7 protein-coding genes are annotated in these 13,775 nt (G+C 42.8%); all 7 read right to left on the bottom strand.

All coding sequences use genetic code 11. The features are described from left to right. Positions 1–13: 13 nt before the first annotated feature. Positions 14–1,216 carry a methionine adenosyltransferase gene (metK, locus tag AC0YNT_RS10470; protein WP_441895590.1) on the bottom strand — a complete coding sequence of 401 codons (1,203 nt, stop codon included), beginning with the start codon at positions 1,214–1,216 and terminating at the stop codon, positions 14–16. Positions 1,217–1,463: 247 nt separating this feature from the next. Next, complete coding sequence (locus AC0YNT_RS10465) at positions 1,464–1,733, bottom strand: alpha/beta-type small acid-soluble spore protein (protein WP_167280955.1); 270 nt, start codon at positions 1,731–1,733, stop codon at positions 1,464–1,466. 123 nt (positions 1,734–1,856) lie between these two features. Further along, positions 1,857–2,354 carry a hypothetical protein gene (locus AC0YNT_RS10460; RefSeq protein WP_167280956.1) on the bottom strand — a complete coding sequence of 166 codons (498 nt, stop codon included), beginning with the start codon at positions 2,352–2,354 and terminating at the stop codon, positions 1,857–1,859. A gap of 100 nt (positions 2,355–2,454) precedes the next feature. After that, complete coding sequence (locus AC0YNT_RS10455; protein ID WP_475804498.1) at positions 2,455–4,545, bottom strand: hypothetical protein; 2,091 nt, start codon at positions 4,543–4,545, stop codon at positions 2,455–2,457. A 205-nt stretch (positions 4,546–4,750) separates the two neighbouring features. Further along, positions 4,751–7,285 carry an S-layer homology domain-containing protein gene (locus AC0YNT_RS10450; RefSeq protein WP_475804497.1) on the bottom strand — a complete coding sequence of 845 codons (2,535 nt, stop codon included), beginning with the start codon at positions 7,283–7,285 and terminating at the stop codon, positions 4,751–4,753. A gap of 585 nt (positions 7,286–7,870) precedes the next feature. Beyond that, the gene (locus AC0YNT_RS10445) at positions 7,871–11,977 is read right to left on the bottom strand and encodes an S-layer homology domain-containing protein (protein WP_475804496.1); all 4,107 of its coding nucleotides are present in this window, start codon (positions 11,975–11,977) and stop codon (positions 7,871–7,873) included. A gap of 638 nt (positions 11,978–12,615) precedes the next feature. Continuing rightward, entirely contained in the window at positions 12,616–13,752 is a 1,137-nt protein-coding gene (locus AC0YNT_RS10440; protein WP_475804495.1) for a glycosyltransferase family 4 protein, read from the bottom strand. Between the last annotated feature and the right edge of the window lie 23 nt (positions 13,753–13,775).

Here is a 13,775-nt window from a genome sequence, read left to right as displayed (position 1 = left end):
ATTTCTTTATAAATTAAGCAAGTGCGTCTGCTTTAAGCTTCTCAGCTTTGTCTACGCGCTCCCAAGGAAGATCCACATCTGTACGGCCGAAGTGACCATAAGCAGCTGTTTGAGCGTAGATTGGACGGCGAAGATCCAGCATTTTGATAATGCCAGCAGGACGAAGATCAAAGTTGTTTTTAACGACTTCAACCAGAACTTCTTCCGATACTTTGCCAGTGCCATAAGTGTCAACGTTGATCGATACCGGCTGTGCTACACCAATCGCGTAAGCCAATTGGATTTCACATTTGTCAGCCAGACCTGCAGCAACGATGTTTTTCGCTACATAGCGAGCTGCATAAGCTGCGGAACGGTCAACCTTCGTTGGATCCTTACCGGAGAATGCGCCGCCGCCATGACGAGCATAACCGCCGTAAGTATCAACGATGATTTTGCGGCCAGTCAGACCAGCATCACCTTGAGGACCGCCAATTACGAAACGACCTGTAGGGTTGATGAAGTATTTCGTTTGCTCATCCAGCCACTCAACAGGAACTACTGGTTTGATAACATGCTCAAGAATGTCCGCTTGGATTTGCTCCAGGGAAATTTCTTCTGCGTGTTGAGTCGATACGACAATCGTGTCTACGCGAACTGGTTTGCCATCCACGTACTCGATTGTAACTTGCGTTTTACCGTCCGGACGCAGGTAGCCCAGCGTGTCGTTCTTACGAACTTCGGACAGACGGCGAGCAATACGATGCGACAATGCGATTGGCAAAGGCATCAGCTCAGGAGTTTCGTTCGTTGCAAAACCAAACATCAGACCTTGGTCACCAGCACCAATGTCTTCGTTTTCTTTTTGAACGTCTTTCCCATCGCGGCTCTCAAGCGCAGCGTTAACCCCTTGAGCGATATCCGCGGATTGTTCGTTAAGCGATGTAAGCACAGCACAAGTGCTGGAGTCAAAACCGTATTTTGCACGCGTATAACCAATTTCTTTAATTGTACGGCGAGCAATTGCGGAAATATCGACATAATCAGCACGGGAGCTGATTTCTCCAATAACAAGTACAAGACCAGTGGCAACCGAAACTTCGCAAGCTACGCGAGCGTAAGGGTCCGCTTCCAGAAACGCATCCAGAACAGCATCCGAGATTTGGTCACAAATCTTATCCGGGTGGCCTTCTGTTACTGATTCCGATGTAAACAAGTGACGACCTTTAACAGACATCCGTATCAACCTCCTACAGCTAGTATGAAATAAGTGCAGACATTCTACACAAAAAATGAACCTTTCCCCGAAGGAAAAGGTTGTTAGACAACTCTCTAAAACAGTATAATACCGAAAATGTCGCTTGGTGTCAACGATTACCAATATTTGATAAAATTTTAGAGAGTATATTTTTTCTCTTTACTCCGCCTAAATTTCATCCTCCAAACGTATGCTTCGCCTTCTAATAAAGGCTTAAGCATTAAGCTTACGTATAACCGTTTAGTACTTTTTCCGCTTGAGCAACAAGACGCTGTGTAATGCTGCCGCCGATCGAACCGACATCCCGGCTCGTTACTTCTCTCCATTGAATATGAGTTCCACCGCTTACCCCGCCTAGCTCATCGCCAAATTCCGTATCTGCACCAGTACTCACTCCGTGTGATGCAAACAAGCCAAGCTCAGCAGCAATCTCATACTTCATTTGGTTCAGCGCAGCTTTACAATCTGGAACAACCACTTTATTGGAACGACTCATAATAAGAACACCTCCATATGAAAATTAGGAACGTGGCTTTATTGTGTGTCCTTCCGAGCAGTTTGAAGCGTATAACCTATTGTCAGTCCGGGCAAAATGTTCTATAACATCCATTGCCTTCGTTTATTGAATAACGTAGCTGCCTCGAACAAGCAAGGTTAAGGACTTCGTATAACCTGGAGCTGTTGTAACTCCACGTCCTGCTCGCGGGAATAACATATGATGGTTGGCAATAATCGCTTTGCCATTCGTTAAGTCTTTACCATCAGTCAGATCGGCAATGCCATTCGCATCCGTACTATAGACAACGGCTTTGCCTGCACGTACAACGACCTCTGTGCCTTCATTAGCAATGAGGACTTTACCAGCAGGTACTGCCACAACTTCCAGCTTGGCGCTTGTACCACCTGTCTCAGGCTGTGTTGTTCCTCCACCTGTTCCAGAACCAGCTTTCGCAATTTGTTCATCTACATAGCTCTTCGTTACCACCGGGTCGTCTACAGAGCCGGGTACCGTTGCATTTGATTCCGCCTCAAGGGTTGTCGGCCAGTTCACCCCAGCAATAAGGCCTGCTCCTACTAGAACAACTGCCAACACAATTCGTAGTGCATACTTCTTCAATTTCGACAAACTCCTTTCTTACGCAATTACGCAAACAAATCTAGTATCTCTTAATAAGATACTAGATTTGGATGGGATTAACCAGTTATTTCTGTACTATTTAGTGCTCGCCGTCAAGCCAGTTGATGAGGGATGAGAATTGGATATCTTTAGAGAACAGCTTTTTCTTGCTGCCGTTTACTGTTTCATAGACGTTCAATGTGTAAGTGCTCCAGTACAAATTATTATCCATTTTTTTGCTAAATGAATTATAGTTGTCACCAATTTTCCATGTAAGGCTGTTTTCAGCTTTACCTTCCAGATTAATGCTTTGCGTCCAAAGAACATCTCCGGCAGGCTCATACTCAAGCTCCATGGTCAGCTTCGATTGTGTAAATCCATCGTAGCTATAATCACGTTGTACCTTGCTGCCGATGTCAAACTCTAATGAATCACCGTCTGCAAATACATTGAAGTAATTGAAGTCGATATTATAAGGACCTACTTTAATCTCATGATTATTTGTCAGATCTGTTTTCTCAGCTGGCAAACCGAACAATACACCACGAATATAGCCTGTTGGAGTACCTGTTGTTCCTTTAATGAGACCATTCACGTCAATCGCCTCACCGAGCAGAAGTTGCAAACCATCACGACTCACATTACTAGGAAGCTGGGTGTAAACAATAATTTGTTCTTTATTGCCTGGTGTTACGGAAGTCGCTGTTTTCAAGATTGTTGCGTCATAGTAGTTACCTGCTGCTGATTTGAAATATCCCGTCCATTGCGGCATTACTTTGCTGCGTGTCTGGTTATTTGTCACATCCATAAATACAGCATAGGTATCTGTTGCATCACCTTGGTAAGTACGAGTATCTGTAACCTTAACGCTCATTTCAGAACCTATTGATTTTTGTGTATACACATTGCCTGCATCAACAGAATAGATTCCCGTAATAACCGATTTTGTTACTTCTGCTACTTGTACATCTTCTGTACCAGATTTCTCGTTCAATTGAAGCTCAAACTTCTTCCAGTTATACGCATAAGGCAATTTACCAATATACGTTACCGTTGTTGATGCGCCTGGTGCTAATCCAATATCGCCAGTATTTTTAACGGCCTGACCATTAATCGTAATATTTTTATCTAATACAATTGTTCCTGTCAAATCAGGAAGTGGCAGATAGACAGATTCTTTATTTTTAATCGATAGTTTCGCCAGCACATTATCGTCATTACCCCAAGGCAGACGTTGTACAGATTGCAATTCTACTTCATAAGTACCCTTTTCATCTGTGAAGGTTTGTTTCGCAGTTCCTGGCGTTGTATCCAGTGTGAATGGCACCATAAATGAAGCGACTGGCAATTCTACTTGGCTGCTATCAGCAGAACCTACTTTTTGAGTAATAACGAGTTTCCATCCAGATGTAGATACTGTATTAGGAATTGATCCTGTCAGTCTGATGGAGTTAAGTACAGCAGGCTCAAGAGTTAAGTTTGAATCTGATGTATTCTTCAGCTTCAACTTGTACAAGCCGCTAGATGTTTTTAAGTAGTAGTTATATTCCGGAATTGCTACTCCGAATTGGCTGGTATTACGTGCTACAAAAGATAAGTTCACATTGTAGTAGTCCGTTGTCTTCGATACCGTATTTTGATCAATACGCATGTTTACATTAGAGCTGCTTACTTTAACTGTTTTGTAGCCACCCAGTTTAATATCATTGGAATAACCCGTAGGGAACGTAAATGAGCCGATCGTTTTTTCATATCCAGAAACGGAGAAATCGAACTTCACAAAATTAAGAATAAGCTGATCAAGTGTAACTTTCGAACCTACTGCACTATAGAAAGTGAGTGTCGTACTGGATTTCGGGCTGATCATTTTCTTATTAGCCTTGTCTAGTAAAGTCAGTGTGTATTTCGATCCACTTTTGGACTTCAAGCGTGCCCAATAATCTACTAGATTAATAGCTGTGCTATCACCATTATAGAATTCAAAGGTGAAGCTCGCTGTTGCTCCGTTAGCACTCGGAACCAGACTGGCATCCGTCAGCTGTACATACGAAGCTTTCGTTACATACACCTTCTTGTTGACAGAAGAAGCCGTTGTTGATGCAGCGAAAGACACTGGTATCGCACTGAGCAGCATAACAAAAGCAACGAAGAGGGATACAAGCATAGTCGATCGTTTAAAGCTTTTCCGCATTGTCATATTCACTCCGTATAATTAGATTTACTTAAATAGACGAGAATGGAATCCTATAAGTTTCGGCTTATCTCAAAAATGTTTGCTCCGCCTATATCCGTAACTATATCTAATCTATATGAACTGCATGTGAACATGTCCTATGAAAATAAAAAAAGAAAGCTGAGAGCTTATGCTCTCAGCTTTCTAGTTAAGTCAGCGAATCTTAGTAAGCAACTACTACGATTACGCCAGCTTCTTCAATGTCAGTACCAACAGTAGCGGATGCATAGAAGTCACCAGTGCCTTGTACAATAACTTTGAATTGGCCAGAACCAATACCATAGTTAGTTCCGTCAGCAGCTGCACTTACGTCAGCAAATGCGCCAGTGCTGATAGTAGCATCGGATTTTTTCAACAGCACTACTTGAGTATTACCAGTTACGAGGTAATTAGTAGCGCCAGCTTTGATTGTTTTCGCAGAGTTGTCAACAGTCAAAGTAGCTGCCTCTGTGTTAAATGGAGTTGCAACATCGTAAACGGAGTTAGTAGTAACAGTATCTTTCAGAGTTACTACATCATTTTTAGCAACAGTTGCAATTGCTGCACCGATTGCGAATGTTTTTTCTTCGCCTTTAACGTTCAGTTTAACGGAGAACGAAGTACCATCAGCAGTAGTAACTGCGGATTGGCTTACGAACAGACCTTGAACTTGTGGCAATGTAGTAGATGCAGCACCTTTAGACTTGATGATTACATATTGTGCCGTACCGTTCGAAGCTTTAACAGCTACTACGTCGTTTTTAGCAACGTCTGCCGCTGTAGCATTAACTACAGTGTTCTTAGTAATATCAGCAGGAACTGCAGGAACTGCAGGAACACCAGGAGCAGCAGGAACTGCAGGAGTACCCAAATCGATACCTACTTTGAGGTAGATAGTGTTGCTGTTTGTAACATAGTTAGTTGTACCAACAGTCAGTTTAGTAGCTGTAGGATCAGCGGATACAGTACCTGTATCTGTAACTACGTCAACAGCCGCAGCTACTTGAGCCGGTGTCAAATCGATAACTCCATTAGTGAAGCCCAGTTCTACGATAGTGTTTTCCAAAGCAGCAGCATTGGTTGTAGTGTCAGTATCTTTAGTGTAGGCAGTAACCACTTTTTGGTCTTTCAAAGAGTAGTAAACTACTTTAGTACCAGTTACCACTTCATTGTTTGCATCAATGTACTGCGTGCTAGGTTTAACACTATAAATTACAGCATATGCGCTAGCAGTCACTGCATTTGGAGTCTCGTAAGCTACAACTTCGTTGTCTTTGTTGAGCAAGAACGAGTACTCTGTGCCAATTGTTGGAACAGTGCCGGAAACGTTTTTGTAAGATGTACCACTTACTTTAACAGTAGCCGAACCGGAATCAGTACCAGTAGCTTCAACTTTACCAGTTACAACGTTACGAGTAGCAACGATTTTAAGCGCGCTGTCAGCAGCGTTCTCAATTACGTTGACAACATCGTTAGCTTTCAGATCAGCCAAAGTAGCATCTTTACCATTCAAAGTAATCGACGTGTTAGCATCTACTTTGGAAGAGAAGCCGCTCTTAGCTACGATTCTGCTGTAGTTCGAGTATGCAACGATTTCAGATACAACAAGGTTGGATGCCCAGTTGTTTACGAGTACTGCTTGAACCAGACCAGCGCTGTTTTTGAAGATTTGAACTTCTTTAGCACCAGTAACAGTCAGGTTGAAGTCAGCATCCAGATCAGTGTTGTTGTACACTACGAAATCAGTTGATGTAGTGTAAGTTGTGCCACCGATAGTGAATGTTTTCGCGGAAGCAGTTGTGCTTCTTTCGAAAGTTGTTGTAGCTGGAGCAGCATTAGTAGTTGTAGTAACACTATTGGAAGCTGCTTGTGCGTCTGTAACAGCAATGACTTTACCGTCTTTGTTTTTCAGTACGCTTACCGAGTGACCAACCAGGTCAGACAGTTTTTTGCCGCCAGTGATGAAGTAGTTGTCAGCAACTGCTACATCGCCAGTAACGAAAGCGATTTTTTTGTCGGAAGTCAAAGCCGAAAGCTTAACAACTTCAGTAGCGCTTGTGCCCAATTTGTTGATCAGGAATTGGTCAACTTTTGGAGTACCTGCTTGAACGTTAGAAACGTTGCCGTCAGCATCATATTGAACCAGGTTTTCGCTCAGAGCGTTTTCTGTCAGCTCAGCAACAACACCACGAGTAGCATTAGTACCTTGAGCCAGTTCAACACCGCTGAACAGACCTACTTCGTCAGCTTGCAGCAATACGTTGTAAGGCCACGAACCGGACAGGTATTTATCTTTGTAGCCCAAAGCGCGAACCAAGATCGCAGTTACTTCTTCAAACTTAATTGTATCATTAGGACGGAAGTTACCGTTGTAACCTTGGATAAAGCCTTTAGCTGCAGCTGCATTGATGTAACCAGTGTACCAAACGCCTTTTTTAACGTCTTTGAACGCTGGAGGCGTAGTAGCCATCAGGTTTGCTGCACTAGCGTTGCCAGTAGCAGTGATAACGATTTTAGCCAGCTCAGCACGAGTGATCGTGTTCTCTGGTTTGAAAGTACCGTCAGCATAACCATTGATAATACCCAGAGCTGTCAGAGCCTCAACTGCATTTTGAACTGGTTTACCAACTACGTCAGATGGAGTAGCTGCAAACGCAGGAACTGCCAAAGCGGAAAGCATCGAGCCAGCAAGTGCCAGCGAAATTAAACTTTTTTTCATAACCTTTTTTTCTCCTCCTCTAAATACCTTCGGTTGTTGAGAGTTTTGTGTAGATAATGAATTGCTCGTTTTTCTCATAGCCGATTCACCCCCTTCCCCGAGTTAAGAGCATTAAAATAAGAATTTAATATAAATGATGTCTGCTTCCATGCTTCAACCCTATGTAAGAACATGTCGCAGAAACTCGTAAACCTACGAAAAAACCATATAAATATATTACTAGAGAAGACCTACCACTTTAACATTATACAATGGGCTATCCCTAGCGTAAAGAGGAAGTTGAGAATTCATTCCACTTCGGGAAAGAATAGTAGTCCCAAGGTACTACATGCCTCGCTGTTTGCAATGTCATGTAATTAAACGCAGAGCAGTTCAAAAAGTTGCGCTCAGACCAGAAAAAGATCTGAATTTTTTTTCGATTCGGTTGTTTATGTATTACTACCCTTCTCTAGGAGTATGTAATCAGTATAGCTTGGCCTATTAATCTCGTCGATGCTAAAGATTTTCCATGGATAAACTTACTTTGGATATTAATAGAAAGAAAAAAATAGAGCAGTTCGGCCAAGAGCCGAGCTGCTCTACCCCTTAATTCGCGTATATTGCCGGTAATGTCTTGTTGCTTGCCATTACTTTAGAAATCAGGATAGCAGCATCACTGCGGAGCAGTCTTGCTCTAGGCTCAAATACATAGCCTGATTTCTTGTTATTAGGGTCAATCATCGAGCCTTGGATAAAGCCCTTCTTCTGGATTGCCAGAATGGACGGGATCGCATAATAATCCGCATTACCCGAATCCTTAAAGGCTTTGTCTAAAGCAGCCTTGGCTTTAGTAGAGCTTGTCTCCAGCTTCAGATTGAGCGCTTTTGCTAGAATAACGGATGCATCCTGACGAGTCAACTTCGTATCCGGCTCAAAGGTCACTGGCTGCGTACCCCGCACGATACCAGCTCTTGCAGCTGTCTCAATGTAACGGTAATCATAGATGGCATCTGTATTAATGATGATATCTAGCGGTACATCAATAAAATGCTGTTGTCCTCCCTCGTAATTAAGAGGAATATTCAAAGCTTTCACAATCATCCGTGCAAACTCACCGCGGGATACATATTGATCCGCACCGAAGATACCCGTTGGATCAACTGCATTCATAACACCTTTAGCAAAAATTGCTTCCATCGCATTACGTGCATATGAATGGTCATTAATATCATTGAAGCCATAGGTCAGCTTACCAGCTACATAATAACCAAATTTGGTAAATGGTACTTTAATCGTGTGTTTCTTCTCGTCAACTGTTCCGCCCATGTTCTCCCAGATATTCTCGTAAGGATCATAACGGAATACGGTTACTACGGTGCCTGCCCCTTGCGCAATGCTAGGATCATAGGACAAGGTCAACGTTCCTGCTTGTGACGGAATAATTTCTCTGCCATTGTTAAAGCGTTTAAAGAATTGCTTGTCCGGATCACCCTGAACCATCGCATATGGATACGGATCAATTCCGGTAGTGACTGGATCGTAGGCTGGTGTAACATCATTGTCAGCTTGGCCACCATCAATCCAGAAGAGTGAGCTGACTTTAATAAATCTGTCAGAGAAGAAATCACTCAAGAAGTAGGATCCAGCTTCATTATCTGACCAGTAATCGGCTGGTTGACTTCTATATTCGTAACGATTTAGTACGCCATCCGTTGGGTTAGCAATACCGAAAAGAAGTTGATTGCCACTGTAAATCTGGCTTGCATTATTCGAAGTCGAGTTGTACTTCGGACGAATCAGCTTCGTATTTTTAGGAAAAGTCAGCGCCAGCGTGCTGTCGAAGACTTTATGTGAAGCAGCCATCGTTTCTGTGTACTGCGCTCCCGGGATATTAGCTGGTTCATAGTTGACATTGAGCGTGTCTGTAATCTTATCTTTACCACGCGTAATGATAATTGCAATTGGCGTTACTTTGTTTGCTTTCAGCCCAGTTACCCTTACTTTATAGGCTTCTATAGGGACTGGAGTAACAGCATCCCGGCTATAATCCAAGTAGGTAACTTTTTTAGCAGGCAGTTTATTAATAGTCATCGAATCAGCGCCTGGCGATGCAATAATGACATCTACAAAGTTCTGATTCAAATTACGCTCTTCCGTAACCGGAGCGAGTACGGTATAAGGAATAGCAATTGGGTCTACCTCAAGGCGATAGGTCGCACGTGGACCAGCTTCACCACTGTTAAATACCGTCATAACATACACTTGCGGACTTCCGTCATCCGGAATCTCTTGATTTTCTATAATGAAGTAGAAGTATTGTCCATCTACATCATAAAAGACTTGAATGCCATCAACCGTTGCGCCCGTGTTGATTGTTTTATTGAGATCGGTATTAATCGCTTTCCCCTTTGAAGTAGGAGTATATTCTTTTGATAAATCCCAAGTGATTTTTTTCGTAAAGTTAGGAGAATCAATCTGTAAAATATAATTTGACAACAAATTGTTTGTTTTTAATTCGCCCATTTTCGAACTAATTGAAACAAAATCTTTGCCTAGATCAATAAAGTCAAACGTTCCGTATACATTCATTCGTGCTTCCTTAGTCGTAAAAATACTGGAAACGTTCGTGAAGTTCGGATCGTTCGCCAGAGGCACCGTTAGATTCTGACTATACGGGTAAACGCCGTCTGTATCAACCGCAGGAATCGAAGGCAAGTTAATTGGCACAATGTTGATTTTCGTCGTGCTTTCATAATTGTTTTTCGCAGTCTTGAAAACAATCTTGAATGTATTCTCGCCCGTCTTGTTCAATACACCAAATGCTAGGCTCAGTGCATTAGGGTCCAACCTGAATTGGGATAGTGTATCACCCTGAATCAATGGCACCTCTACATTATTCATATAGAAAAATACCGTTTGTGCTTTTGTTGTACTTCCCGGATAGACAATATCATCTTCGTTCGCGATATTCACAAATTGTCCCGCAAAGTTGCCTAGCTGACCAAAGATGTATGTTATCCCTTTAGCTACTTCCATCGTAGTATCATAGTTAATTTGCATACCGTTATACAGACTATCGTATTTCACATTTGGTCCGTATAGAAGTTTGATTGCTGCTTCTTTAACACTCATCAACGCACTGTTATCTTTGAGTGCAAAGTAAAGCTTTTGCGTACCGGTTGTTGGAAGCTTCGAAACCTCCATAAACACACGCAGGAATGGCTGTGATACGCCATTAATAGTACGGTAAACGATTTGAGTAGGTTTAAGCTGAGTTGCCGAGATGCCATCGGATGTAGTTAACGCACCCCCTGCACTATTTTTCACCAGGCTAACAACATTACTTGTTACGCTTAATTTAGAATAGTTCCCGATCAATACCTCAACGCCCATTGGCAATGCGTAAATATTTGCGCCCTCGATATCGGAACCTTCCAATACTTGCAGTTTTGTTCCAGTTGGGTCGTTTACAGGATCATTCATATCAGAAGAATAACCCGTCAAGTAGTTAACGTCATAGATGTAAGGCTTCGAATTATCATGAAGCACAAACGTCAGCGTATTAGACTGTTGGGATTGCAGATCAACAACGTTATATCCTTGCATCTTGAAACGATAGCTTGTTTCGTAAGCAAAAGCACTGCCGCCTACTTTGCCCAATTTAACGGAGAAGCCCACCGTAATAAACTTCGTAGTTGAAGTAATTGTACTGCTGTCTGGTGTCACACTCGTAATATCCGTATCTACGAGTTGATACGTTGTTCCACCTGTCCATTGTGGAAGAAGTTGAAACCTTGATGCCAGGTCAGCATTGCTTGAAACGTTTGGTGTATATACGCCAGCAGTGTTTTTCACTGGAATGATTGCTGTACCTGACAACACAAGATCATTACCGGAGACAGCTGATAGATCTGGACTTTTCTCTAGATCAGTTGTAGTCGCTCCATCCGTCAAGTTCATATCATAGAAGGTGGAGGAACCATTGTAGAAAGCAATCTCACGCGTGGTTTCTACTACTTGGCTGCTGTTCACCACTCGGATGGTAACAATATTTTTTCCCGCATTAATGTTAAGCGGCGATGCAACGAACTTGTAATCACCTGCATCAGATACTTTATATTCATAACTTTTTCCATTAATAATCACGACGACCTTCGTAGCATTCGGCGCTTTACCACTAATCGCAATATCTTCGTTTGTCTTACCATCAGAAAGAGTAGATTGCAAGACCGTTGTTTGGTCTTCTAAAATGTTGTAGCTTGTACCACGAATCGTAGCTGTCAAATCATACAGCATCGGGCTGTCACGATATTCAATATAGATCGATTCGCTGACCGTCGATGACCCGTAGATCCCTTTAAAAGTCAGCTTGTTAAGTCCAGGATACAGTTCTACATTGTTAACCGAAATGTTATTACCGCTGAGCGATACATTCGCAGTTTGGTTCTCAATAGAGTTAACAACAGTCTCCGTAGATCCATTCAAAGAAATGTTATAGACACTGTAGCTAATTGAGTTACCTACAACGTTATTAATTGTACCTTTCAACGTCACACGTTGATCAGTTGTGATGCGGGCATTTTTTGCTGAGTACTGCTCATTGGCGAATAAAAAATAAGTGCCTGCTGCTGCAGCTTTGTGCGGTGTACTAAACGGTGGCAGCAGCGTAATTAGAAGCGCCAGTGATAGCACGAGTGATATAAGCTTTTTCAAAACGATGATCCTCCTTTATGTAATGGCAATTTGCATGATTGAAATGAGTAACAATCGACTAGTCCAACTAGGTGACATTGCAATTAGAGGTCGATTAATTTGAGTCGCTATTGCTTCCTCCCTTGCTGTTCTCGGATCCAAGGATATGATGGATATTCATAGCCTGACATGAGAATAGTTCTGTATTGTTGTTATCGGTCCTAGAGACCGAAAATGTTAGATTAGCGGGTACATTCCATTTATAAAGAAATTTTAATGAAATAGAGCTCATATGCATTTTGTTACATCGGATTTAGAACTGTTATTTAAACGCGGGAATCCACAAACGCCAGACTGCACTTTGTCCAACATAATGGTATAGAAGAGCCAGGTAAACATAACTGCATTGGATTCTATCCAGCAGAATTCAGCCCAAAGGCCAACACAGCTCATGATACGTAAAAGTTATTGGATGGAATCCAACATAATCAGCAGTCGAGCACACTCGAGATCGATTGCGTTGGATGAAATCCAATCTAGCCCGAGGACAGTCCAAGAGGACGTTGACTAAGAAATCAAACAAGAAAAAGGTTGTCCCAAAAGCAAACTTTCGTTTGCCTATCGGAACAACCTTTTTTAATAGTCTAATATGAGATTTATTATTTCGAGCTTCTCGCGTCTACTTTCGAGCGAAGCACACGGTTTAAGAAATTAATAACCGGGCGGCGCGACTTGTCTACGATACCGATGAGTTCCGCGCCGATCTGCAGGCTGAAGATCACCAGGCAGATAACGATGAACGTAATCCAGTTTGCAGCGGTTGATTGAACGACCGTGGATTGCAGGATTGCAAAGCCGCCGAACACTGCTGCCACTCCCCAGATAATCAGAACCGTACGACGGTGGCTGAAGCCAAGCTCTTGCAGGCAATGATGCAAATGCCCTTTGTCCGGTGCAAAGATCGGACGTTTGTTCACCAAACGACGGATAATTGCGAAGAATGTATCGGACAGCGGTACGCCAATGATAAGCAGCGGTGTTACGAACGATACGATCGTAATCTGCTTAAAGCTAGTCATCGAGAGCATCGCTAGGCAGAAGCCTAGGAACAAGGAGCCGGAGTCTCCCATAAAGATTTTGGCTGGATGGAAGTTAAAGTACAAGAATCCAACAATACCACCAAGCAGCAGAACGCTGAGCAGGATAATCGGTACATTGCCCATGATGATCGCCATCACAAGAATGGTACCAATCGCGATAGCGGATACGCCGCCTGCCAGTCCGTCCAGACCATCGATCAGGTTAATCGCATTCGTAACACCCACGATCCAGAAAATCGTAAGCGGAATGGATACCCAAGCTTCGATCGGCTGCATCGTTGCTCCGAACGGTACGTTCAGAAGGTCAATCTTCACGCCGAAGCCGAATACGACAACGCAAGCTGCAGCGATCTGAGCAATCAGCTTCACTTTTGCCGACAGCTCAAAGCGGTCATCGAAAGCGCCGATCAGAATAATAATAGTACCGCCAACCAGTACAGCACGAATCAGGTTGGTTCCCTCATGGTTCAACAATCCATCTGGAATGAATGGCATGAGGATCAGGAATCCAATTGCAAAAGCAAGATAAATTCCGAGACCGCCCATCCGCGGCATAATCCGTGTATGCACTTTGCGATGGTTCGGTTTATCAATCGCTCCGACCTTGAAAGCGAATTTTTTAACAAGCGGTGTCATAACCAAAGCTATTATTAGAGATATGATAAATCCTAATGTGTAAAGTAAGCCTGCTGGCATATTGTGCAGCTCCCCTTTTTCTA

Source organism: Paenibacillus sp. J22R56, assembly GCF_056269375.1.
The sequence above is the reverse complement of the archived record's forward strand: the minus strand, read 5'-3'. Positions and strand labels throughout refer to the sequence as shown.